The organism is Luteibacter sp. GL_149, from assembly GCF_057834065.1.
The window spans coordinates 3,300,995-3,325,558 of record NZ_CM174395.1; the positions used below are offsets into that span (position 1 = coordinate 3,300,995).

The 24,564-nt window shown below is 63.5% G+C and carries 14 protein-coding genes, 2 tRNA genes and 1 pseudogene; 4 read left to right on the forward strand and 13 right to left on the reverse strand.

Features of this window, described 5'->3' with window-relative positions:
• Positions 1-10: 10 nt before the first annotated feature.
• Positions 11-1,912, reverse strand: a complete 1,902-nt coding sequence (gene thrS, locus AC3IR3_RS14585; protein ID WP_489193161.1) for a threonine--tRNA ligase — start codon at positions 1,910-1,912, stop codon at positions 11-13.
• Positions 1,913-2,165: 253 nt separating this feature from the next.
• Between thrS and AC3IR3_RS14590 the strand changes: the two genes are divergently transcribed.
• Positions 2,166-3,173 carry an NAD-dependent epimerase gene (locus AC3IR3_RS14590; RefSeq protein WP_489193162.1) on the forward strand — a complete coding sequence of 336 codons (1,008 nt, stop codon included), beginning with the start codon at positions 2,166-2,168 and terminating at the stop codon, positions 3,171-3,173.
• A 61-nt stretch (positions 3,174-3,234) separates the two neighbouring features.
• On the opposite strand, the gene recD is transcribed toward AC3IR3_RS14590, so the two are convergent.
• The 7 genes and pseudogenes from recD to uvrB form a co-directional block, all read right to left on the reverse strand.
• Positions 3,235-5,118, reverse strand: a complete 1,884-nt coding sequence (recD, locus tag AC3IR3_RS14595; protein ID WP_489193164.1) for an exodeoxyribonuclease V subunit alpha — start codon at positions 5,116-5,118, stop codon at positions 3,235-3,237.
• A complete protein-coding gene (gene recB, locus AC3IR3_RS14600) occupies positions 5,115-8,783 on the reverse strand; it encodes an exodeoxyribonuclease V subunit beta (protein ID WP_489193166.1) in 3,669 nt (1,222 codons plus the stop codon). Before recB ends, recD begins: the two co-directional genes overlap by 4 nt.
• Positions 8,780-12,235, reverse strand: coding sequence for an exodeoxyribonuclease V subunit gamma (recC, locus tag AC3IR3_RS14605; RefSeq protein ID WP_489193168.1), 3,456 nt, complete (start codon positions 12,233-12,235; stop codon positions 8,780-8,782). Before recC ends, recB begins: the two co-directional genes overlap by 4 nt.
• A gap of 67 nt (positions 12,236-12,302) precedes the next feature.
• The gene (locus AC3IR3_RS14610) at positions 12,303-12,680 is read right to left on the reverse strand and encodes a CopD family protein (RefSeq protein WP_489196936.1); all 378 of its coding nucleotides are present in this window, start codon (positions 12,678-12,680) and stop codon (positions 12,303-12,305) included.
• 105 nt (positions 12,681-12,785) lie between these two features.
• Positions 12,786-12,989 (reverse strand): annotated as a pseudogene (locus AC3IR3_RS14615) (PhnA domain-containing protein); the annotation flags it as partial.
• A 101-nt stretch (positions 12,990-13,090) separates the two neighbouring features.
• Positions 13,091-13,165, reverse strand: a tRNA-Val gene (locus tag AC3IR3_RS14620).
• A 76-nt stretch (positions 13,166-13,241) separates the two neighbouring features.
• Positions 13,242-15,269, reverse strand: coding sequence for an excinuclease ABC subunit UvrB (gene uvrB, locus AC3IR3_RS14625; RefSeq protein ID WP_489196937.1), 2,028 nt, complete (start codon positions 15,267-15,269; stop codon positions 13,242-13,244).
• A 152-nt stretch (positions 15,270-15,421) separates the two neighbouring features.
• Between uvrB and AC3IR3_RS14630 the strand changes: the two genes are divergently transcribed.
• Complete coding sequence (locus tag AC3IR3_RS14630; RefSeq protein WP_489225026.1) at positions 15,422-15,976, forward strand: GspH/FimT family pseudopilin; 555 nt, start codon at positions 15,422-15,424, stop codon at positions 15,974-15,976.
• A gap of 37 nt (positions 15,977-16,013) precedes the next feature.
• Positions 16,014-16,090: transfer RNA gene (locus AC3IR3_RS14635), tRNA-Asn, on the forward strand.
• Positions 16,091-16,148: 58 nt separating this feature from the next.
• Here AC3IR3_RS14635 and map read toward each other — a convergent pair.
• Positions 16,149-16,895, reverse strand: coding sequence for a type I methionyl aminopeptidase (gene map, locus AC3IR3_RS14640; RefSeq protein WP_489193172.1), 747 nt, complete (start codon positions 16,893-16,895; stop codon positions 16,149-16,151).
• 90 nt (positions 16,896-16,985) lie between these two features.
• Positions 16,986-17,117 carry a hypothetical protein gene (locus AC3IR3_RS14645; protein WP_489193174.1) on the reverse strand — a complete coding sequence of 44 codons (132 nt, stop codon included), beginning with the start codon at positions 17,115-17,117 and terminating at the stop codon, positions 16,986-16,988.
• A 168-nt stretch (positions 17,118-17,285) separates the two neighbouring features.
• Between AC3IR3_RS14645 and AC3IR3_RS14650 the strand changes: the two genes are divergently transcribed.
• Positions 17,286-17,471 carry a hypothetical protein gene (locus AC3IR3_RS14650; protein ID WP_489193175.1) on the forward strand — a complete coding sequence of 62 codons (186 nt, stop codon included), beginning with the start codon at positions 17,286-17,288 and terminating at the stop codon, positions 17,469-17,471.
• Between the two features lie 33 nt (positions 17,472-17,504).
• Here AC3IR3_RS14650 and ppnN read toward each other — a convergent pair whose 3' ends face one another.
• The 3 genes from ppnN to olsF form a co-directional block, all read right to left on the reverse strand.
• A complete protein-coding gene (gene ppnN / locus AC3IR3_RS14655; protein WP_132143638.1) occupies positions 17,505-18,905 on the reverse strand; it encodes a nucleotide 5'-monophosphate nucleosidase PpnN in 1,401 nt (466 codons plus the stop codon).
• Between the two features lie 211 nt (positions 18,906-19,116).
• Positions 19,117-22,455 carry a TonB-dependent receptor gene (locus AC3IR3_RS14660; RefSeq protein WP_489193176.1) on the reverse strand — a complete coding sequence of 1,113 codons (3,339 nt, stop codon included), beginning with the start codon at positions 22,453-22,455 and terminating at the stop codon, positions 19,117-19,119.
• A gap of 271 nt (positions 22,456-22,726) precedes the next feature.
• The gene (gene olsF / locus AC3IR3_RS14665) at positions 22,727-24,439 is read right to left on the reverse strand and encodes a bifunctional ornithine lipid synthase OlsF (protein WP_489193177.1); all 1,713 of its coding nucleotides are present in this window, start codon (positions 24,437-24,439) and stop codon (positions 22,727-22,729) included.
• Positions 24,440-24,564 lie beyond the last annotated feature (125 nt).

A 24,564-nucleotide genomic window follows, 5' to 3' on the forward strand; every position in this document is an offset into this window, starting at 1 on the left:
GAAACGACGGTCACCGCCGCGTTTCGGCTTCCAGCCGTTCGACGAACCGGGCCAGCGGCATGCTGCCGAGGTCTTCGCCACCACGGGTACGTACGGAAACGGACCCCGTTTCCTTCTCGCGGTCTCCGACCACGATGAGATAGGGCACTTTCTGCAACGTATGTTCGCGGATTTTATATCCGACCTTTTCATTGCGCAAATCGGCTTCCACCCGGAAGCCTTTTCCGACAAGGGTTTGCGTGACTTCACGCACATAGTCGGCCTGCGCATCCGTAATACTGAACACCGTGGCCTGTATGGGGGCGAGCCAGGGCGGCAACAAGCCTGCGTGATGCTCGATCAGAATGCCGATAAAGCGCTCCATCGAGCCCACGATGGCACGGTGCAGCATAACCGGATGTCGGCGCTGGGAGTGCTCGTCGACGTATTCGGCCCCCAGGCGCTCGGGCATCATGAAGTCGACCTGCATCGTACCCACCTGCCAGGCGCGGCCGATGGAGTCCTTCATGTGGTACTCGATCTTCGGGCCGTAGAAGGCGCCCTCGCCCGGCAGTTCCTCCCATTCCACACCCGCGGCGGACAGGGCTGTCCGCAGGGCGTCCTCGGCGCGATCCCACACGTCGTCCGTGCCGATGCGCTTTTCGGGGCGCAGCGCGATCTTCATGGCGATGTCGTTGAACCCGAAGTCCGCGTAGACCTTCATGGCCTGGGCGTGGAATGCGGTGACTTCGCTCTCGATCTGCTGCGACGTGCAGAAGATATGGCCGTCGTCCTGCGTGAACGCACGCACGCGCATGATGCCGTGCAGTGCGCCGGACGGTTCGTTGCGGTGACAGCCGCCGAACTCGCCATAGCGGATCGGCAGGTCGCGATAGCTATGCAGGTTGGTATTGAATATCTGGATGTGGCCCGGGCAGTTCATCGGCTTCAGCGCATAGGTGCGCTTTTCCGACTCCGTGAAGAACATGTTTTCCTGGTAGTTATCCCAGTGACCGGACTTCTTCCACAGGCTGACGTCCATGATCTGGGGACCGCGGACTTCCTTGTAACCGCTGCTGCGATAGACGCCGCGGACGTACTGCTCCACCGCCTGCCAGATCGCCCAGCCCTTCGGGTGCCAGAAAATCATGCCCGGCGCCTCTTCCTGCATGTGGAAGAGGTCGAGCTGCTTGCCGATGCGGCGATGGTCGCGCTTTTCGGCTTCTTCGAGCTGGAACAGATAGGCCTTCAGGTCCTTGTCGTTCAGCCACGACGTGCCGTAGATGCGCGTCAGCATCGCGTTATTCGAATCGCCGCGCCAATAGGCACCCGCGACCTTCATCAGCTTGAACGCGCGCAGACGGCCCGTATTCGGCACGTGCGGACCGCGGCACAGGTCGGTGAACTCGCCCTGCGTATACAGCGAAAGATCCTGGTCGGCAGGAATGCTTTCGATGATTTCGGCCTTGTACTCCTCGCCGATGCCGCGGAAAAACGCCACAGCTTCGTCGCGCGACTTCACCGAACGGGTGACCGGCAGCTGTTCCTTGACGATCTTCTCCATCTCGGCCTCAATGGCCGTGAGGTCGTCGGGCGTGAAGGGACGCTCGTACGCGAAGTCGTAATAGAAGCCGTTATCGATAACCGGACCGATCGTAACCTGCGCACCGGGAAACAGGCGCTGCACGGCCTGCGCAAGCAGATGGGCCGTCGAATGACGGAGGATATCGAGTGCTTCGGGGCTCTTCTCGGTGACGATTTCGAGGCTGGCGTCGCGGTCGATGGCGAAGCTTGCATCGACAAGCTTGCCGTCGACCTTGCCGGCCAGCGTGGCCTTGGCAAGACCGGCGCCGATGGAGGCGGCCACATCCTGCACGGAAACGGGGTGTTCGAACGGACGCTTGCTGCCGTCGGGTAGCGTGATCTGGATCATCGGGACATTTTCTCGGACAAACAAAAAGGGCGCCATGCGCCCTTCGGTGAACACACAAGGCGTGGCGGGAAACTAGGTTGGGGAGCGCGTAGTCCGCATGTCGCACACTCGGCCGGCGTTACCGCGGGCCACCTCTGGTCATGGCTATCTGCGGGAAAGCTAGACCAGGGCGCGGACCCTGTCAAATCCGGGGGTCTGACGGGCAGGCGCCGTCCGTTACAATGGGCGTCCGCTCCATGCTGGATGTTCCCCCATGCGCATTCTGGTTACCGGCAGCGCCGGTTTCGTCGGTGCCGCCCTCACCGAGCGGCTGCTCGCGCGTGGCGACGAGGTCCTCGGCTTCGACAACCACAACGATTATTACGACCCGGCGCTGAAAGAGGCCCGCGTCGCCCGCTTCGCGAACCACCCCTACTACACCCATTGTCGCGCCGACCTTGCCGACGGCGGCGCCGTCGACGACGCTTTCGAAGGCTTCCGCCCCGAACGCGTGGCGAACCTGGCCGCCCAGGCTGGCGTGCGCTATTCGCTGACGAACCCGCACGCCTACGTGCAAAGCAACCTCGTCGGCTTCGTGAACATCCTCGAAGCGTGCCGCCAGCACGAGGTCGGGCATCTGGTCTATGCGTCGTCCAGCTCGGTTTACGGCGCGAACCGCAAGCTGCCCTTCGCGGTGGAAGACTCGGTCGATCATCCGGTCAGCCTGTACGCGGCGACGAAAAAGTCGAACGAGCTGATGGCGCATACGTACAGCCATCTCTTCGGGCTACCCACGACCGGCTTACGCTTCTTCACCGTGTACGGGCCCTGGGGCCGACCGGACATGTCGCCCTTCCTTTTCGCCAAACGCATCCTGGCCGGCGAGCCGATCGACGTCTTCAACCACGGTCGGCACAGCCGCGACTTCACCTATATCGACGATATCGTCGAGGGCGTCATCCATGCGCTGGACCGTCCCGCCGCGCCGGACCCGTCATACGATCCCGTCGCACCGAATCCCGGCACGTCCTCCGCGCCGTATCGCGTCTACAACATCGGCAACGACCAGCCGGTCGAACTGCTGCATTTCATCGACCTGCTCGAGAAGCATCTCGGCCGTACCGTCGAAAAGCGTCTTCTGCCCATGCAGCCGGGCGATGTGCCCGATACCTGGGCCGACGTATCGGCACTGCGTCGCGATGTGGGTTATGCGCCGTCGACCCCGGTAGAGGTTGGCGTGGAGCGTTTCGCGACGTGGTATCGGGAGTTTTACGGCGTTTGACGCTGCGTGACGCAGCCCTGCTCCCGAGGCTCTCTGTGGGAGCAGGCCGACATGCGCCGCTCTACAACAACCGTTCCAGCAGGCCGGACGAGCGTCTTGTCCTGCGCGTTACCGCCACATCCAGCACGTCGCGCGATGCCAGCAGCGTGAAATGCCGACGCGCACGGGTCACGCCCGTATAGAGCAACTCTCGTGTAAGCACCGGACTGATCTGCGCGGGAAGAACCAGCGCCGCGTGTACGAATTCGGAACCCTGCGACTTGTGCACCGTCATGGCGAACACGGTTTCCACGGACGCCAGACGACTGGGCACCACGTAGCGAATCCGGTCGCCGCCAGCTTCGGCTGCTACGCGGAACACCACACGCAAGGTTGTACCGCCCTGCCCGTCCGGAACGGCAAGCGCGATCCCGACATCGCCATTCATAAGGCCGAGCCCGTAATCGTTGCGCGTCACCAGCACGGGACGTCCTTCGTACCAGCCCTGACCGGAGGGAATCAGATCCCTTTCGCGAAGAGCGTGTGCAATGGCTTCGTTCAATACCGTCGTGCCCTCGTCGCCATGCCGCACGGCGCACAGGAGCTGAAAATTCGCGAAGGCATCCAGTACACCGCGCGCCCAGGCATCGACATCCCCGGGCAACGCATCGATGGACGGGCGATGCGCATGCATCCACTGCAGATACGCTCCGTATCCCACTGCATCGCCGCGTCCGTCGATGGCCAGTGCGGCGATCGCGGCGATGGACATCGCACCGGCCGTATGAAGATCGGCATGGTCTTCCGCCAGCACCGCGCCAACGCGCTTCACGTTGCCCGCATTCACCGCCATCGCCAGCGCGCCGATGCCGCTACCCGCACCGAATCGATGGCTTTCGCGAAGCATGACCACGTGCTGATCGAGCGCGCGAGCATCCGCCGGATCGACCCACTCGTCGATGGTCTCGGCACAGGTGCGCGCTATCCAAGCGCCGGTCTCCATGGAGTAGTGACCCGCTTCCGCTCGCGCGCACAGATCACCGAGCACCGCACCGGCTTCCACCGACGACAGCTGGTCTTTGTCGCCCAGCAGGATCAAGCGTGCGTCGTCGGGCAAGGCGTCCAGCACGGCGGCCATCATTTCCAGATCGATCATCGACGCCTCGTCGACGACCAGCACGTCCAGATGCAGCGGATTGTCGCGGTTATGCCGGAAATGACGCGTGTCCGGCCGACTGCCGAGCAGGCGATGCAAGGTCGTGACTTCGGCCGGAATCGCCGCTTTCACGTCGTCGTCGACTGCCAGTCGCTCGATCTGCCCGGCAATCGATTCGTTAAGCCGGGCCGCCGCCTTGCCCGTCGGCGCGGCCAGCCGAATCCTCAAACGCGGCGCCCCCGAACGCAACGCCAGCGTCTGGAGCAAGCCGAGCAGGCGCACAACGGTCGTCGTCTTGCCGGTGCCGGGACCGCCGGTAATGACGGAGAACGCACTGCGCGCCGCAATCGCGCAAGCGATTTTCTGCCAATCGCGTTTGTCGCCCGTGCGTGGAAAAAGCCGCATCAATTCGGCTGACAGGCCCTGCGCTTCGATAGCCGGTCCAAGACGCCGACCGATAATCGCGGCGACATCGCCTTCGTAACGCCAGTAACGGCGCAGATACAGACGCTGGCCATCCAGCACCAGCGGCGCATTGCCAGCCTCGCCGGCACGCCCTACCAGCGCGGACCGGACCAGCCACGCATCCCATCCTTCGAACGGCTTGCCCTCGTCTCGCGCAAGCTCGTACATATCCACGCAGATATGTCCGTCGCCCAGCTGCCTGCTCGCCAGCGCGGCTGCCATCAACACCCGATGATCGCCGGCTTCGTCCAGCGTCGCGAGGAAACGCGCGAAGGCACGATCGAGCGGACGAAGCCGTTCGTCCGCGACACGCTCGTCGAGCCAGTCCTCGATGAATAACGTCATGCGCCGCTCCCTGCAAAAAGCGCATCGAGCGCTTCGACCATCGCACGCGGCGGCCGCTCCGTATGAACGCCCATTCCACTGCCGTCGATACCGCGCAGATAGAGATAAACCGCCCCACCCACATGGCGATCGTAGTCGTAACTGGCGCCAAGACGCGCGCGCAACTGGCGATGCAGTGCAAGCAGATAGATCGCGTACTGCAGCTCGTAGCGCGACTCGAGAATCGACGCACGCATGGCCGCAGGCGTATAGGCGTGCTCGTCGGTACCCAGCCAGTTCGACTTGTAATCCACCACGTAGTAGCGCCCGTCGTGTTCGACGATCAGATCGATAAAGCCCTTGAGCATGCCATTCAGACGGTCCGCATCCAGCGGCGGACGGCGCGCCGCATCCAGCGTGTGACGAACCACGATGGCGTCCAGTTCACGCGTATCGACGTCGCGGGCTTCGAACCAGAATTCGAGTTCGGCGCGGTAGCGCATCGGGTCGTCGAGAGACGCCAGCGTCACGGCACCACCATCGGGCAGCGCCAGCGGCATCGTCAGCAACGCGAGCAGCCACTCGTAAAGCGGTTCGATGAAAGCCGTCCAGCCGCGTCGCTCGCAACGGCGCGCCACCGCATCGCGCAGGCCAGCGGGATCGGCGGCGACATGAGCGAAGCCTTCTTCCGCGATCCATTCCAGCAGGTCATGCAGGAAGGTGCCCGGCTCGGCACCACGAGGGAATGCATGGATACCCCGGCTTTCCCTTGCCGGCTCGACAAGTTCGCCCACGTACTCGGCGACGATATCTTCTTCGGGCGTATCCGGCGCCGGATAGTCGGCTACCGGCTCGTCCCCGTGACGCAACGCGCTGTAGCTTGCGATCCACCAGCGCGGCGGCGGCGGAAGCGTGCTTACGCGCGCAGGGCCCGGTACCGGAAGCGCGGTACGCGGCAAGAATGCACGATCGTCCGGCGCGGGCATGTAAGTCACCGCGATGGAGGACTCGCCCGAGGCAAGCGCCGTCAGCAAGCCGGCGATCTGTCCGTTGTCGATTTCCACGCCGCCCGTCAGCAGATGGCCGAATGCACTCTTGTGCAATTGCGGTTTGTTCGCCCGTTGCGCGCAGACCGGTGCGATGCCGAGCCAGCATGCATGACGCGCACGCGTAAGTGCGACGTACAGGAGTCGAAGATCTTCCTGCAACGCCGCGCGCTCCGCCGCCGCCTTGGCATGCGCGACGCCATCCCCGGCGTCGCTGGCGGAAGCGCCGAGCAGTTCGATACGCGTACCGGCTTCCGCATCGTGATAGCGATAACCGCCACCCGACGACCTGCCGAACGCGCAAACGAAGGGAAGGAAAACCAGCGGATATTCGAGTCCTTTGGATTTGTGCACGGTGACGACCTTCACCAGATCGGCATCGCTTTCCAGACGCACAATGGTTTCGTCGCCCGTCGCAGTCCGTGCGTCCGACAGCGCCTCGCCCAGATAGCGAATAAGCGCGAGCTCGCCGTCGAGCGTCGATGCCGCCTGCTGTAGCAGCTCGGCCAGATGCAACAGATTGGTCAACGCGCGCTCGCCGCCGGCGCTGGCGAGCAGCCGCGACGGCAGGTCGAAAATGTGCAGCAGCCGATGCAGCATGGCCAGCACGCCGCGCTGCTGCCATGTATCGCGCAGTTCGAGGAATTCGCGGCCGCGACGCTCCCAATGCCGTTCGTCCGCGTTGAGCCGTTCCAGTTCGCCCAGGCCCAACGCCAACGTCCGGGTTGCGAGTGCCGCACGCATATGACGGTCGGATGCCGGTTCGGCGCAGGCGCGCAGCCAGAACAGGACGTCGCAGGCTTCCTGGCTGTCGAGCACCGAATCGCGATCCGACAGGAATACGCTGCGGACACGGCGTGCGGACAGCGCACTGCGAATCTCCGCGGCTTCGGCATGACTGCGAACGAGTACGGCGATATCGCGCGGGAGCAACGGTGTCAGCACGCCGGACGCATCGAGGAAGCCCCCCTGCCCTTCATCGGCGGCGGTGAGCAGTCGCACGATTTCGCTCGCGCATGCTTCGGCCATCTGTGCGCGATAGTCGCGCACGCCGACCGGCATCTCGTCGTCGAGCAGCCAGAGGGTCAGCGCTTTCTGCTCCGTGCCGCGAACGACGAAGCGCTCGTCGCGCCCCTTCGCCTGGACGGAAGCGAACGGCAAACCGCGATCGTCGAAATGAAACGCACCGGTCGCATGCCGTTCGCCATACGCGAATACCGTATTGACCGCGGCTACCATGGCATGCGTCGAGCGATGATTCGTATCGAGCCCGTAGCGCGGCGACATGGCTTCGTCTCGCGCTCCCAGATAGGTATGGATGTCCGCGCCACGAAAAGCGTAAATCGCCTGCTTCGGATCGCCGATAAGCAGCAACGCCGTGCCGGCTTCGGTCGATTCGCGCATGTAGATGGCGCGGAAAATCCGGTACTGCAGCGGATCGGTGTCCTGGAACTCGTCGATCAGCGCCAGTGGATACTGTTCGCGAATCGTGCCGGCCAGTTCCGGCCCGGCGGGTCCGGCAAGGGCGCGATCCAGCCGCAACAGTAGGTCGTCGAAACCCATCTGCGCGCGGCGACGCTTCTCTGCCTCGAAGCGTTCGCGCACCCGGTCGAGCGCATCGGCCAGCACGGCATGCCGGATTTCGGGGCGTGCCGCGCGGCCTTCGGCCCAATGATCCAGCGCGGCGAACACGGGATGCTCTGGCCGCACGGCTTTCTTGCCCGTGGCCTTCGCAAGTCGCGATACCGAGAAGCGTGCGGGGTCCACACCGGTCATATCGCCGGTCGCGGCCCAGTGCCGCATGGCCGCCAGTTCGGCCGCCACACGGTCGGGCTTGTACCAGCCGTTATGCAACGTCTTGTTGCGAACCGCTTCGGCAAGCAATGCCTCGATGCGTGCAGCGTCGGCCAACCAGGATGCCCGTGCCTCCGAAGCACGTGCCTCGTCCTCCTGCCGCCAGCGAACGCGATCGGCGAACAGCGCCTGCAGATCGTCCGCCGCCGGTAGTGGCTGGCCGTTGACGAGCAGGGTCGCCTCGCCACGCGAGAGCAGTGGCCGAAGCGACCGCAGCAAGACGTCGGGCGACGACCATTCGGAAAGCACGGCTTCCACGTCGGCATCGGCTAACGGGTAGAAGGTCTGCCGCCAGTAGTCGCGAACGCACTCGGCGAGCAGTTCGCCATCTTCCGGTTCCAGCGTCTGCGCGAAAGGATGGCCGCTGCCAAACGCATGCTGGGTAAGCATGCGCTGGGACCATCCGTGAATGGTGAAGATGGCGGCTTCGTCCATCCACTGCGCCGCCAGTTCGAGCTGCCGTGCGCATCCCGCGTGCTGCTCCGGGGGATAGGCCCCCATCAGACCGGCAAGAAATTCATCCGGTTGTGCACGCCCACGAAAGGCACGCGCCGCATGAACCAGCCGCGCGCGGATACGTTCGCGCAACTCCTGCGTGGCGGCTTCCGTAAACGTGACGACCAGAATGCGCGGCGGCAGCAGCGGCTCGGGCAGTCCGTGACCGAGCACGGCACGCACGTAGAGTGCCGCGATCGTCCAGGTCTTGCCCGTGCCGGCGCTGGCCTCGATGAGCCGTACGCCCGCAAGCGGAAGCTCCAGCGGACGCAGGATATCCATCGTGCTCATGCGCCGCCCTCCACGCGCGCGATGTCGAACACGTCGCGATACGGTGCCAGCCAGCGCGAAAGACCGGCGCGATCCAGCAACGTGAAATCCGGATAGCTGCGCATGAGATACGGGTCGTCATCCACTTCGCCACGCCGCCAGTCGCTGGACGATTCATACGTCGCACGTGCCGCGTCGCGACCGCTCTGCGGATCGCCCGGCTGCTCCGCCGCCACCCAGGCCAACGCCGTCTTCGCGGCAACCGGCAACGGTCCACGCATGCCTTCGCGCCATGCCGCGATCAACGTCTGGAGCAGCGCGCGCGCCATGTCCGTATCGACCGGATCGAGAACGACGGTAGCGTCGGGTCCGATAAAGCGCGTCTGCAAGGCCATGCCTGCCGCTTGCGCAACGAGATGGTCCACCCAGGGCGCCAGCAGCCGATGCCACTTCGGCCTGCCCTCCGCATCGAGTACCGACGAGGGCGAAAGAATGAACGATGCAAGCTCGTTCGCCGCATTGGAACGCAGATCGGCCAGCCAGTCCTCGATGACAACATCGCCGACCACGACACGAAGTTCACGTTTGCCGGCGTCGTTCGGCCATGCGCGGCACGCGCTGAGATATCGCGCGTGCACCGCCGCAGCCGTCGCCTCGATATCGCGCAGCACCGGTGTCGCGAATCCGGCGAGCGGCAACACGCCTTGCCGGCGCAGCACCGTCGCGGCATCGGCGATGGCCGCCTCCGCTGTTGCGGCATCGCCACGCAATGCGGCGCGCAGCAACGAATCCGTCATGGTGTGCCGGTCCAGGCCGTTGGCGACGAACGGCTCGACATCGTCGTTACCGACATCGTCCAGATCGAAACGAACGCCCAGACGCAGATTGAAGAATTCGCGTACGGGATGGCGGAGGAATCGCCGCAGCACCCCTAACGACACCGGCCCTTCGACGACCAGCGGCGGCAACGCATCGACGGATGCGACCGCGGCCGCTTCGTGCGCCTGTCGCCATTCGCGCGCATAGGTGAACAAGCGGGCATCTTCGCCACCGAAATAGTCGCGACTGAAGGGCTGCAGCGGATGAACCACCGTAAGCTGGGTCAGTACGTCGTCGGACACTGCGCCACGCCAGCCCGCCGCGAGATAGTCGCGCAGCTGCCCGAGCAGCACCGAGGGTGCGCGCTCGGAATTGTCCCGCGCGCTTCGTCCTACCCAGCCGACATGCAGCGCGTCGCGGGCGGAAAGCAACGCCTCGAGGAAAAGATAGCGGTCGTCCTCGCGACGCGACCGGTCACCGGGACGCCACGCACCCGCCCGCGACATCAGGTCGAAATCCATGGGTGGACGGGCACGCGGATAGTCGCCGTCGTTCATCCCCAGCAGGCACACGACACGAAACGGAATCGCACGCATCGGCATCAGCGTGCCGAAACTCACGGCGCCGGCGAGAAAACGCTGCGATAGCGACCCCTGGTCGAACAGGGTCAGCCATGCTTCGCGGACCACGGCCAGCGGAAGCGCCTCGACCAGGCCGCCGTCCGCGCATGCGCGTTGCCATTGTTCCAGCGCGTCCTCGAGACGGACGATCCGTGCGGCATCTTCCCGGTCGATACCCCTGAAGAAGTCGCCAAGCAGCGCGCGCAGGCGCACGCCCCACTCCTCCGGCGTGGCAGGCGTCGTCATCGCCGCCCAGTGCACGGCCAGACGATCGAGCAGATCGGCCAGCGGGCCGACAAGCGCGGCGTCGAGGCCACCGACCTCGTCATAGGGTTCGATATCGTCCCAGGCTTCGCCCGAGCCCACGGCATAACCCAGCAGCATGCGACGCAGGCCGAAGAGCCAGGTGTTCTGCGTCACGGCGGGCAGGTCCAGAGAGGAACGTTGCGTCGCATCCAGTCCCCAGCGAATGCCTGCGCCTTCGATCCAGCGATGCAGGACAGGCAATGCGTCGTCGTCCAGGTCGAAACGCGCGCGGACGGCGGCGACATCGATCAGGTCGATCACATCGCTGACGGTGAAACGCGATTCGGGCATGCCGAGCAACATATCCAGCGCCATCACCAGCGGCACCGTGCCACGCGCGGTACGGTCGGCGACGCTGAAAGGAATGAATCGCGGATCGTCGCGATCGATGCGGCCGAACACCGCCTCGATGTGCGGTCCGTAGGTTTCGATATCCGGCACCATGACGATGACGTCGCGAGGCATGATGGGATCGCCACGGCTCGCCGCGTCGGCGAAACGCGCCAGCAACTGGTCGTGCAGGATTTCCACTTCTCGCTGTGGACCGTGCGCGACGTGGAAGGCGATCGACGTATCGGAGATAGCCACCACGGGACGCGATGCGTCGTCGACAGGCAACGGTTCCAGATCGAGCACCGCGCGCTGCACCTGCGCCAGCAGATGCTGACCTTCCGGCTCGTCGAACAGGTCGATGCGCTGCTCCCACGCCGTGAAGCGTTCGCGATATCCGTCCGCGTGATCGAACTCGTCCAGCAGGCGGATATAGTCGCGCCCCTGCTTTCCCCATGCCGCGAGCAGCGGATGCGCGTGCAAGTGCAGGTCGTCGCCGGAAGGCAGCGCCGGCATGCCCGGTTTCTGCGCCTGACGGCGGCGCTCAGCGCGCAGCAATTCGCGATCTTCGACGATGTCCGCCCAGTAATGCCGGCACGGATTCATCACGACCATCAGTACCTGGCACCAGCGGGACAGCGCGGACAATGCTTCCAGCGTCTGTCGCGGCAGGGACGACATACCGAAAACGACGATGCGTCGCGGGAGCGCGCGCGGACGACTATCCCCCGTGCTTACCGCATGCAGGAACGCCTGATGTACCGCCGCGCGATGGCTGTGCGCGGCGTCGGGGCCGACGTCCTCCAGCAGCACGCGCCACAACGCGGCCTGCCAGCGATCGTTCGGCGGCATGGCGAGGCGACTGCCACGAGCATCGTCGCGAAGTACGTCCTCGCCAGCCGCCCAATCGTCGAGCCAGTCCGCCCGGTAAACCTGGTACTGGTCGTAAAGATCGGCGAGACGTTCGGCCAGCTGGTAGCGCTTGCGCGCATCGCCGTCGTCACCGAGGAACGCGGCCAGCGGCGCGAACACGGGTTCGTCGAGACGATGCGGCAGCAATCGCATCAACCGCCAGACGAGGCGCGACTTGTCGAATGGCGACTCCGGCGGCACGGCGTCGCGGCCCAGGACGGCGCGATAGGCCACCCAGAGGAACCGTCCCGGTAACTGCACATCCACCGCCGCGCTGATACCCAGGCCTCCCGCGTCGCGGTCGCGCGCCAGCGCCAGCTTGAACCACTGGGCAATACCGTTGCTCTGGACGAGGACGACCTCGTTCTCCAGCGGTGCCAGCGGCTCGCGCTGTAGCCAGGCCGCGAGCACGTCGCGCAGTTCCTCCAGGCGATTGCCGTGAAGAACCATGAATCCCGGCGTTACCGCCTCGCTGCGCTCGATCAAGTCCAGGCTCCGTATGACCTCGTGGCCCGCCCATGGTCGCCCCGGACGGTCTTGGATTCCGCGATCGTCAGAACGGCTTGGCAACCACCAGGAAAATGATCGCCAGCAGCAGGAACACCGGAAGTTCGTTGAGGATGCGCAGCGTGCGTACGGCGGGCAACGCACCGCCGGCGGCATACCGCTTCAGCATGCGTCCCGACAGGATGTAGGAAATGAACAGGATGACCACGAGGGTCAGTTTCGCGTGCAACCAGCCACCGGTGATGCCGAAGTACAGTCGGAGCGTCAGGCCGAAGATCAGCGCGAAACCGAACATGATGTGCCCGAAGCGATACAGCCGGCGCCCCATCAGATCCAGCCGCGTACGCACCGCCGGCTCGTCTCCCGCTTCCGCCAGGTTGATCAGGATGCGCGGCAGATAGAACGCCGCCGCCATCCAGGCCATGACGAAGAGGATGTGCAGGGACTTGATCCACTGATAGGCCACGGCGCGCTCCGACGAATAAAACCGAAGTGTACCGCCCCGGCCCCCGTGGGAGCGCCCGCCGCGTCAGGCCTTCTTGAGGAACTCGGTCTTCAGCACAAGCACGCTCTTGCCCTCGCGAACCTCGACGGCCGCCTCGTCGTCGGTGAGGTGGATACCCCTGAACAGCTTGCCGCGCTTGAGCGTCAACGAAGCGCCCTTGACCTTCAGGTCCTTGATCACGGTGACCGAATCGCCTTCGAGCAGTTCGTTACCGTTGCTGTCTCTGACTGCCATGGGATTCATGCTCCAAATGCACAAACGAAAAGAGGAACCATCGCTGGCTCCTCTTTACTGGTATTTCTGGTTTCTTCCCACTTTCCTGCAGAAAGTGGTGGGCGGTACAAGGATCGAACTTGTGACCCCTACCATGTCAAGGTAGTGCTCTACCGCTGAGCTAACCGCCCGGAAGAGCTGCGCAGTTTACCGGCCGTCCAGGGCCTTCGCAAGAGGTTCCCCGGAATTTTTTCCCGGCAAAGCCGGTCAGCGCAGCGCCCGTTCCCGCAGGCGGTGGATTTCGTCGCGGATTTTGCCCGCTTCCTCGAACTCCAGGTTTTCCGCGTGCTTGTACATCTTCGCCTCGAGTTTCTTGATGGCGGATGAGGCCTGCTCGGGGCTGAGCGCGGCGTAATCGGCCGCCTCTTCCGCGATCTTCCGGCGCTCCTTGGCCTGCTTGCCGCCACGGCCGCCGCGCGAGCCCACATCGGCACGCGCTCCCTCCATGATGTCGGCAATGCGCCGGACCACCGTCGTCGGGGTGATGCCGTTGGCCTCGTTGTATTCGACCTGCTTCTCGCGACGCCGGGCGGTTTCGTCGATCGCCGCCTTCATGGACTTGGTCATCTCGTCGGCGTAGAGAATCGCCTTGCCGCGCACGTTACGCGCCGCACGGCCGATGGTCTGGATCAGCGAACCGGTCGAGCGCAGGAAGCCCTCCTTGTCGGCATCCAGGATCGCCACGAGCGACACCTCGGGCATGTCGAGACCTTCGCGCAGGAGGTTGATGCCCACCAGCACGTCGAACTCGCCCAGACGCAGGTCCCGGATAATTTCCGTACGTTCCACCGTTTCGATGTCAGAGTGGAGATAGCGGACCTTCACGTCGTGCTCGGACAGATAGTCGGTGAGGTTTTCCGACATACGCTTGGTCAGCGTCGTCACCAGCACGCGGTCGCCTATCGCGACGCGCTTGCGGATCTCGCCGAGCAGGTCGTCGACCTGCGTACGCACCGGCCGCACTTCCACCTCGGGATCGATCAGGCCGGTCGGGCGCACGACCAGTTCGACGATATTGTCGTCCGAGCGATCCAGTTCGTACGTGCGCGGCGTGGCCGACACATAAATGGCGCGCGGCGCACGACGTTCCCATTCTTCGAAACGCAGCGGACGATTGTCCATCGCCGACGGCAGGCGGAAACCGAACTCCACCAGCGTCTCCTTGCGCGACCGGTCGCCTTTGTACATGGCGCCCAGCTGCGGCACCGTGACATGCGATTCGTCGACCACCATCAAGGCATCCGGCGGCAGGTAATCGAACAGGGTCGGCGGCGGCTCGCCGGCACCGCGACGCGTCAGGTGGCGCGAGTAGTTTTCGATGCCCTGGCAGTAACCCACTTCCAGCATCATTTCCAGATCGAAACGCGTGCGCTGCTCCAGGCGCTGCGCTTCGACGAGTTTATTGTCGCGGTACAGCTGCTCCAGACGCTCGGATAGCTCGACCTTGATGGTCTCCATCGCGTTGAGCACGCTCTCGCGGGTACTTGCGTAATGCGTTTTCGGATACACCGTATAACGCGGCACCTTGCGCAGCACTTCGCCGGTCAGCGGGTCGAACAGCGACAGGTTCTCGACCTCGCCATCGAACAGTTCGATGCGAAGCGCTTCGGTTTCCGATTCGGCCGGAAACACATCCACGATTTCGCCGCGCACGCGATACGTGCCGCGACGCAGATCCATTTCGTTGCGCGAGTACTGCAGCTCGGTCAGCTGACGAATCAGCGCACGCTGCTCGATCCGTTCGCCGCGCGCGAGGATCAGGCGCAGGCTGAGGTAATCCTCCGGATCGCCCAGACCGTAGATCGCGGACACCGTGGCCACAATCAGCGAATCCTTGCGCGACAGCAGCGCCTTCGTCGCCGCGAGCCGCATCTGTTCGATGTGGTCGTTGATGCTGGCGTCCTTCTCGATGAAGGTATCCGACGCCACCACATACGCTTCGGGCTGGTAGTAGTCGTAGTAACTGACGAAGTACTCCACCGCGTTATGCGGGAAGAACTCCTTGAACTCGCCATATAGCTGCGCCGCCAGCGTCTTGTTCGGCGCGAGCACCAGCGTCGGCTTCTGAATCTGCTCGACGACGTTCGCGATGGTGAACGTCTTGCCGGAACCGGTCACGCCGAGCAGGGTCTGGGCCGCGAGGCCCGACTCGAAACCCTCGGTCAGTCGACGGATCGCGTCGGGCTGATCGCCAGACGGCTTGTAAGGGGAAACGAGCTGGAATCGGTCGGTCATGGCGGCTGACATGGGGGCTCGGCCTCTGAGTTTAAATCGGGAACGCCCACCGAGTGTGGGGGCCTCGTCACGCCCGCCTCAGGCCGCCAGCCCGATGCCGCACCCCCTTGCCGACAGGCGAGGATGACCGCTTTCACATGGAAGTCAGGGCCGTGGATCGCAAGCGTCAGCAAGGCTTTACGTGGATCGAACTCATGGTGGCGCTGGCCATCCTCGGCATGCTCGCCGCGATGGCCGCGCCGTCTCTTTCGCGGATGAGCGCGGGATGGCGGATCCGGAGCGTTCGCGACGCCTTGCTGGAATCCGTACAACAGGCGCGCGCCATGGCGCTATTCGACCGAACAAAAGTACGGATCTGCCCCAACGATGCGCAACGGCGCTGCGAGTCATCCTCACGCGACTGGCAGCAGGGCTGGAGTATCGAGGTGGAGCGCTCTGACACATGGTCGCCCTGGCGGATACGCCAGCCCCTGCCCCGGGGAATTCAGGCCGTCACGCTAAAGCGAAGGACATTGCCCGCATTCACTCCCAAGGGAGCGTCCTCCGGCACCAATCTGACCATCGCCATCTGCGCGCCCGGCAAGGCAGTCCACGCGGAAGTTGTCAGGATCGCCATGTCCGGCCGGGCCCGCAGCGAGCGCGCTACGGACGAAGAGACACGGCACTGCGTGCAGAAAGATGCACATTTCGATGAACCAGACTCTTGACACCCACCCGACAGTTCCACAAAATACGCGACTCGCTGCCCGAATAGCTCAGCTGGTTAGAGCACTTGACTGTTAATCAGGGGGTCGCTGGTTCGAGTCCAGCTTCGGGCGCCATATAAGAGAAGGCTTGCAGAGATGCAGGCCTTTTTCTTTTTGTCTATAGCACGGCCATCTACGGCACCGTCATAAGCAACGGACCATTCCGCGTCACTACCAACGTATGTTCGTACTGAGCGGCTATATGTCCGGGCTCTCCGTATAAGGTCCAGCCATCGTCGCCGTCATGCGCCCAACGTCCTCCGGTCGAGAGGAACGGCTCGATGGTAATAACCTGGCCTTCGTGCAGGCGTCGACGTTCGCGGGGATCGTCAAAGCCCGGAATAAATTCGGGCTCTTCGTGCAGCGCGCGGCCCACGCCATGACTCCCGAGATTGCGCACGCATTGCAGCCCGTGAGCGCGAGCCGTTCGCTCGATCGCTGCGCCAATGCCCCTCAATGGCGCACCGGTGCGCACCTGGTCGAGCGCTGCCTGCAGCGCCGCCTTCGCACCGACGCAGACACGACGCTGGGCATCGGTAGGTGTTCCCAGGACGAAACTTCCGCCCGTATCGGCGAAAAAACCATCCAGTTCCGCGGAAACATCGACGTTGACCAGATCGCCATGTTGCAGCCGATAACTTCCCGGCACGCCATGGGCAAGCTGCTCGTTGACGCTGATGCAGGTCGCTCCGGGGAAGTCATAGGTCAGTTCGGGCGCGGAGCGCGCGCCAGCCTGTTCCAGCAGCCGACGTCCGTATTGATCGAGCGACAACGTCGTCATGCCCGGCTGCGCATGACGCTGCATCGCATCGAGCACCCGGGCGACAAGCTGGCCTACGCGTTGCAGGCCAGCGAGCTCTTGTGGAGTCTGGATCGTCATAAAATACGGCCGGAAGGCGGAATGGCAGTCTATGCGCTGAATACGCGATCTGGTATCCGATTGTAAGAACTGGATTTTTCGCCACCGCGGTTACGTCGAAGGCACGCCATCGGTATCCGGATCCGGACCGGGTTTCTCGACGGGATCATCCGCGAAGTCATCCGGCTCGGGTACGGGCGCCCCCTTGTCCGTCTCTCGTACTTTGCGATGTTCGTGTGCCATATCGCTCACCTCCTCAGTTCACGAAATATCCTCGCCCTTCGCGCGTTTCAGTGAGGTGAGCGGGACGGCGCGTCGTCCATCCACGTTCAGCGAACAGACTGCCATCCATCACCGAATAGCCACACGCAACGCTTCAAGGTACCCACCAACGGAATGGCGGGAGTGCCCATGAGCGAGAAGGTATTTGTGTACAAAGGATGCCGGGCCGATATCCGCTACGACACCGAACGCGACGAGTATGTCGCAACGATTGAAGTGCGCGGCCGGTATTTCAATGCGCGGGGAGCGACAGCACCGGCGGTCGCCTCGGAAGTCCAGGCGATCGTCGACCGGCTGGACTTTCATCGCCGCTGAATCGGGGCGCCGCATTGCGCGGCGCCCCATTTATTACGCCGTGCGAACGACGTAGCAGGGCTCGTACGCGGAGCCGCCGGGCAGCTTCATACGGTGCTGCACGACAAACGCTTTGAGCAGATCGTCCAGGGCACGCATGATGTCGGCTTCGCCGTCGATCACGAACGGGCCGTTCTGCTCGATGGCGCGAACGCCCTCCTCCTTCACGTTGCCCGCGACGATGCCCGAGAATGCGCGGCGCAGATCGGCCGCCAGCTCATGACGCGGACGGCCGCGATGCAATGCAAGCGCCGCCATGGCTTCGTGCGTCGGGCGGAACGGGCGCTGGAAAGCGAGAGGAATATTCAGTGCCCAATTGAAGAAGAACGCATCCTTGTTATCGAGACGGTGATTGCGCACCTTGTCGATGCCCGCAACCATTGCGTGCGCCACCGCCGCCGGATCGTCGACGATGATCTGGTAGTACTTTGCCACCTCGTCGCCGAGCGCCAGCCGCAGGAAACGGTCGATCTGCTCGAAATAGGCGGCGGACGCGCGCGGCCCCGTGAAGATCAGCGGGAACGGACGCCCCTGATTGTCCGGGTGCAGCAGGATGCCCAGCATGTAGAGGATTTCCTCCGCCGTGCCGACGCCGCCCGGGAAAACGATGATGCCGTGCCCCAGACGCACGAATGCTTCGAGACGCTTCTCGATGTCCGGCATGATCACGAGGTTGTTCACGATCGGATTCGGCGACTCCGCGGCGATGATGCCCGGCTCCGTGATACCGATATAGCGATTGTTGCGACGACGCTGCTTGGCGTGCGCAATGGTCGCGCCCTTCATCGGGCCCTTCATCGCACCCGGGCCGCAACCCGTGCAGATGTCCATGCCGCGCAGACCCAGCTGATAACCGACGCGCTTGGTGTATTCGTATTCGTCGCGGTTGATCGAATGACCGCCCCAGCACACCACCAGGTTCGGATCGACCTGCGGACGCATCATGCGCGCGTTGCGCAGGATCTCGAAAACCGCATGGGTGATGCCGACGGTATCGTCCAGATCGAAACCGCCCGATTCAAGCTGCGCGGCGACATAGACGATATCGCGCACGACAGCGACCAGCAGCTCGTTGATACCGCGGATGATGCGGCCATCGACGAACGCCTGATCCGGCGCGTTCTTCAGCTCGATCTTGATGCCGCGATCTTCCTGCAGCACCTGGATATCGAAGTTCGGGTACTGCTCGAAGATGGTGCCCGGGTCGTCGCTGAGATTGCCCGACGTGAGCACCGCCAGCGCGCAGCGCCGCAGCAACGCATGCAGGCCCGATCCGCTCGCGTCGCGCAGGCGCGCAACCTCGTTGCGGGAAAGGATGTCCAGCCCACCGGCCGGCGAGATACGGGCGCTTACCGTTTTACCCGACACTGGCGCCACCGCTTGATATGCATTCATCGAATTACTTCTCCTGACCGCGTCTTAGCGGCGAACCCGGCTCCGGTACGGGAGCCGACCGCATAGGATCACGCGCCGCCCGGACCGGGTCAAGCCACCTCCGGGACGGCAGATACCGTAGGAGCCCGCAAGCGGGCTCCTACAACGGAAAACAAAAAGGCCGGCCCCCTTCACGGGGACCGGCCTTCGTTGTCGAACTTAAGCAAACGACTTAGAACGTGTACTTCAGCGTCGCCAGCACCGACCAGCGCTGGGTCGGGCCATTCAGCTCGTCGGCGCGCGGAAGGTCGAGCGGCTTGTAGTTACCGTTGCCGTCCTGGTAGGTCGCCTTGCTGAGGTCGTAGATGTACTGACCCTGCGCGTTCACACCGGCCACATCGGCCAGGTTGCGGACCAGCGGGAAGCTGGCGCGGTGATCGACGCCCCACGACTTCTTGATCATGTTGCCGACGTTGTAGATGTCGAAACGGATCTCACCCTTGTTGCCCTTGAACAGGCCCGGGATTTCCTGACGGAAGCTAAGGTCCACCTGATTGATCCACGGAGCGCGGGCGCCGTTGCGGCGAGCGACCGAACCGGCGTGATCGTTGAGGTAGCTGTTGTTCTCGATGTAGTTGAAGAACGAGTCGCGAACCGACTGCGGCGTATTGGCCGTGAAGGCCACTTCGCCACGCTTCGGGATGTACGCGAGGTCGGAGACGAAACCGTCGCCGTTCGCGTCGTTACCGAAGCGCCAGCTGTACGGGGCACCCGAGTGACCGTCGTAGAACATCGACGCACTGGTCGCGTAGTCGCCGAAGAAGCGATGCTGCCACGTCAGCGAAGCGATAACGCGCTTCGGCACCGAGTAATTCGAGGTCTCGGCATTTTCGGTGTTCGGGTTGACCCACACGTTATTGCTGAAGTTCGAACGGGCGACGCTCGACGTACCCGGATTCAGTTCCGTCGAACGGCTCCAGGTGAAGCCAACCATGCCGAAGAGGTCCTGATTGAACGTCTTCTTCAACGACAGGGCGAGGCTGTCCGCGCTGCCGCGGCTGCTGTTGCCCAGGTTAATGACGGCGTCGGAGAACGCTTTGTTCGAGTTCCAGCGCGAGGTATTCGTGCCCGAAGCCGGGACCGCCGTCGGGAAACGCGAGTACGTATTACGGCCGTCCGGCAGAACACCGGTCGGAGTGCCGATGTTCAAGTCGGTGTAGAAGATCGCGTTGCGATTCTTCAGGTGCTCGTAGTCAGCCGTGAAGATCAGGCCCCACCACGGCAGCTCCTTGTCGAGGCCGATGGACATCTTCCAGACGCTGGGCAGCTGGATGTTCTGCGAGACGGTATTGACCGTCATCGTCGCGCCGTTCTGACCCAGTACCGGGTTGCGGCCCGGAGCGTTCTGGTTATTCGGATCGGTACTGAATGCCGGCAACTGCGCCAACGTGTTGCAGGTCGTCTGCGTTGTGCCGCAGTTGTACTGCACCTGCTGCACACCCGAGTTCTGGTAGATGTTGCCGAGCCAGACGCTGGGCGGGCTGGCGATGAACAGGCCAGCACCACCACGCAACTGCATCATGCGTTCGGTGTCGAAGTTGTAGTTGAACGACATGCGCGGCTGAACCTGACGGTTGCCGTTGATCGTGTACTGGTTCGTCTGACCGAAGCCACCCGTCGTAACCGAGCAGTTGGCGGCAGCGTTCGCGTAAGCTGTACCCGGAGCAGCGGCGTAGCACGGGTTGTACGCCGGCTTGTCGCTCGTGCGCGGGATGTCGACACGGAAACCGTACTGCACGGACAGGTTAGGCGTCACCGCCCAGGTGTCCTGCAGGAAGATGCCGTAGTTCTTCATCTGGAAATTCGCGGCAACGTCGTTCAGACCGAAGCCCGGCGCCGGCGCGTTGTAGCGGTACTGGAAGTACGTGCCGGTCGGGCTGCTGGCGGCAGCCTGGAACGCGGGGATACTATTGAAAACGTAGCTACCGAACGCGTTCTGCAGGAACAGGTTGTAGTAGTTGCCACGCTCGAAGTCGGCACCGCCTTTGAGGGTGTGGTCGCCGAGATACAGCGTACCAGCCCATGCGGCGTTGAACGTCTTCACGCGCAGGACGTTGGCCTGGCTGGAGTACTCGGTACCGAACTCGACACCCGGTGCCGCGCTGCTATTGCTGGCGTTATTCGGACGAACAGTGATGTCCGGCGAATTGACGCCGTTGTACGGACCGCGGACCTGATTGAAATCCGAGTACGAAATGGTCGTGTCGGTCGAGAAGACGTCGGACCAGTCGTCGTAGAAGTGCAGCGCGTAGCCCTTGTTATCGACGTTGGTTTTGTACCAACCGCTCGACAGCACCAGATTGGTGTTCGTGCCCGTGATGATGGGCTTGTTTTCTTTGGTCTGGTTGTACGTGAAGCTGGCGCGGTGGTTGTCCGTGATGTTCCAGTCGATCTTGGCGAGGTAACGCTTGTCCTGCAGATCGCTGTTGCCGCCGCTGGTCGAGCCCGGGTCCAGACCCATGCCCTTCGCGATACCGATGATCTGATCGACGTCGCTCTGCTTCAGCCCCTTGACCTCGGTCGCCGCACCCGAACCCTGCACGCCGTACTGCGACGACGGGCCGATCTGCTTGCTCTTCTCGTACGAAGCGAAGAAGAACAGCTTGTCCTTGATGATGGGACCGCCCAACGTCGCACCGGCCGTCCACTGGCGACGGAAGCCGCCGTACGACTGGTTGTTGTAGTCGGCGATCATGTCGTCGCGGTTCTGGAACGCGTAGTACGTCGAACCGTGGAACTCGTTCGTGCCGCTCTTGGTGACGGCATTGACGATGGCGCCCACGCCGCGGCGAGTGGCCACGTCGTAGTTGGCCGTCGAGATGTTGTATTCCTCGATCGTGTCCTGCGAGATCGGCGTGCCGAGCGTCGGCAGGCCGTTCGCGTTCAGGCCGAACGGATCGTTCGCGCTGACGGAGTCGACCGTGATGTTGTTGTAACGGCTGTTCTGGCCCACGGCCGAAATCTCGCCGCGGTCGCGGTCGGAGATGACGATGCGCGGATCCATGCGGACGATGTTCTGGATCGAACGGCCCGGGGTCGGCTGCGCTTCGATCTCGCGACGCGAGATGTTCGTGCTGATGCCCTTGTTTTCCGGCGTGAACGTCTGGCCGAGCGTGCTGGCCGACACCGTCACGCCTTCGAGCGCCTGCGCGGACGCCGAAGCGGCGGTGGCGGCACTGAGGTTGATCGACGAGGTCTGCGCAAGCTGCAGGTAGACATCGTGCTGCTCGGCGACCGACTGGCCACTGGCATTGGTTGCGGTCACGTCGAACGGACCGCCGACGCGCAGACCCTGTGCGGCATAACGACCGTCGGCATCGGTGGTTACGACCTTGGTGGTGCCCGACGGCTCATGCACGACGCGCACGGTTGCGTTGGCAACCGGCTTGCCGCTCGCATCGACGACGCGGCCGGCGATAGCGGATGAAGTGTCCTGGGCGAAAGCGGGAGCGGCTGCCAGCAGCGATGCGATGGCGAGCGGCAACAGTTTGGCGCGGATTCGGCTATTCATTAATGGTCGACCCTGTGGCTTCTTAACGAGATTTTTTTGGCCGGACGACGCCGATGCCTGGCATGGGCCAGGCATTTCGGGTCTTCGGGCTATTCCCCAACTATCTGACTTACACCGCGCCCGTGATGCCGATCACGTTCCTATGGATGACGCGCAAGTTGTTAAGCCGACTTTAACGGCATTGTATGACAGATTTGTAACCGTTTCACGCCAAATCTACGAAATACCACTTTTTCATGCGGCAGCACCCCTGGCCGCATAAGACTGATTCCTAAGAATTTTTACCCAGGTACCGGGCGCGTTTCGCAGGCTTGAGAGAAGCCAGATCGAGCATAACCAATCCGTCGACGCATCCGGAGAAGCCGGGATCCTCGCCGAAGTCGAGAAATTGCACGCCTTCCGGATCGACCAGGTCGACGTACTGGCGATAAAGCACCGGCAGGGTCACGCCAAGGGCGTCCAGGCGATGTTTGAGGCGAACCAGGCCCGTTGCCGGGTCGAGGCCTGCCAGTTCGGCGCGCACGACGTCGATGACGGCCGGCGAGATGACGAACGGCTGCCGCGCGGCGGCAAGGCCCGAGACACCGAAGTAATGCTGATGGGCAGCGGCAATCCATTCGCGGGCTTCGCGCGGCATGCTGACCGACATGCTCACGGGACCGAACAGGTAGCGCAATTCGGGACGACGCTGCAGATACAGACCGATGCCCTGCCACAGCTGATCCAGCGCACGCGAACGCCAGTACGCCGGAGCGATGAAGCTGCGGCCCAGCTCCAGACCCTGCGCCAGGCGCGATTCGAGCGCGGGCGAATAATCGAAGAGGCTCGACGTATACAGCGCGGACATGCCCCGCTCGCCGATCAGCTTGCCGCCATGCCCGAAGCGGTACGCACCGACGATGCGCAACGCCTTGGCGTCCCACAACACGAGGTGTTCGTAATGCGGATCGTAGGCGTCCAGATCGCGACGCATGCCGGTCCCCTCGCCCACGCGACGGAACGTCAGCTCGCGCAGCCGTCCGATTTCGCGCAAGGCGGGACTGTCGACCGATCCCTGCAAGAGCAGAATCTGTTTGTTGTCCGCCAGATCGGCCAGCACCTCGGCCTTCGCCAGATCGGCAACGATTCGCTCGACCGGTTCGGGATGCGCGAGCGGCGTCTGTCCGCCGAAGATCAGGCCGCGATGACGGCCCACGCGATAAACATGGCGACGCATCAGCTTCGCGGCACGCTCGGCGGAACCCTCGCTGCGAAGCTTGAGTTCGTCGGCACCGATCAGCGCGCCGATGCGGAAGCCCACGCGCTGGCGACGCTGCGCCGTGGCTTCGCGCGGCAGCATGGCGGTGCCCAGCGGCTTCGCCAGCATCGACAGGCCGTAGAACATCGCGGAGTTGCGCGCGGCGATATGCACCGGCAGCACGGGCACGCCCATGCGCATGGCGATGCGCGCGAAACCGTCGGACCACTGCCCGTCGCGCACGCCGCCGGGACGGACACGCGATACTTCGCCGGCAGGGAAAATAACCAGGACTTCGTTCGCTTCGAGGGCACGGAAAATACCGCGCATTTTCGACGCGGCACCCTTGCCGAAGACGTCGACGGGCAACAGGAGCGGGCCAAGTTGCGGCACCGCCGCGAGGACGTCGTTACCCAGGATGCGCACATCGCGACGCACCGAACCGATTAACTGCAACAGTGCGATCGCGTCGACCATCCCAAGCGGATGATTGGCGACGACGATCAACGGACCTTCGACGGGAATGTTCTCGCGCTCCCGTTCGGTGACGCGGCAGCTGACGCCCAGATAGTCCAGCGTGCGCTCGCAGAAGTCGAAACCCTGCGCCGTGCCGGCGTGGTCCAGCGTCTGGTTGAAGCGGGTTTCGTGGGCGAGCTTTTCCAGCATGCCAGCCACGGGCTTGAAGATGCGTGGATGCTGCGCCAGCCACGGAATACGATCGGTAAGAGCCTGTTCGATACTCAGCATGACCTGCTCCTTGAATTTGAACGGCCGTCGTGGCCCGGGGCGCATCTTGCGGGACGGAACATAAAGGCGGACATCCTTTTCGTCGATGTCGCACGAACCGGGTCGTGTATCGGCATGGCTTTGTT

Excerpts from the sequence above, each read along its gene's own strand:
- thrS (WP_489193161.1), bottom strand. The coding sequence starts at position 1,912 with ATGATCCAGATCACGCTACCCGACGGCAGCAAGCGTCCGTTCGAACAC.
- AC3IR3_RS14650 (WP_489193175.1), top strand. The coding sequence starts at position 17,286 with ATGAGCGAGAAGGTATTTGTGTACAAAGGATGCCGGGCCGATATCCGC.
- map (WP_489193172.1), bottom strand. The coding sequence starts at position 16,895 with ATGACGATCCAGACTCCACAAGAGCTCGCTGGCCTGCAACGCGTAGGC.
- ppnN (WP_132143638.1), bottom strand. The coding sequence starts at position 18,905 with ATGAATGCATATCAAGCGGTGGCGCCAGTGTCGGGTAAAACGGTAAGC.
- AC3IR3_RS14590 (WP_489193162.1), top strand. The coding sequence starts at position 2,166 with ATGCGCATTCTGGTTACCGGCAGCGCCGGTTTCGTCGGTGCCGCCCTC.
- AC3IR3_RS14610 (WP_489196936.1), bottom strand. The coding sequence starts at position 12,680 with ATGGCCTGGATGGCGGCGGCGTTCTATCTGCCGCGCATCCTGATCAAC.
- AC3IR3_RS14645 (WP_489193174.1), bottom strand. The coding sequence starts at position 17,117 with ATGGCACACGAACATCGCAAAGTACGAGAGACGGACAAGGGGGCGCCC.
- recB (WP_489193166.1), bottom strand. The coding sequence starts at position 8,783 with ATGAGCACGATGGATATCCTGCGTCCGCTGGAGCTTCCGCTTGCGGGC.
- AC3IR3_RS14660 (WP_489193176.1), bottom strand. The coding sequence starts at position 22,455 with ATGAATAGCCGAATCCGCGCCAAACTGTTGCCGCTCGCCATCGCATCG.
- olsF (WP_489193177.1), bottom strand. The coding sequence starts at position 24,439 with ATGCTGAGTATCGAACAGGCTCTTACCGATCGTATTCCGTGGCTGGCG.
- recD (WP_489193164.1), bottom strand. The coding sequence starts at position 5,118 with ATGACGTTATTCATCGAGGACTGGCTCGACGAGCGTGTCGCGGACGAA.
- uvrB (WP_489196937.1), bottom strand. The coding sequence starts at position 15,269 with ATGACCGACCGATTCCAGCTCGTTTCCCCTTACAAGCCGTCTGGCGAT.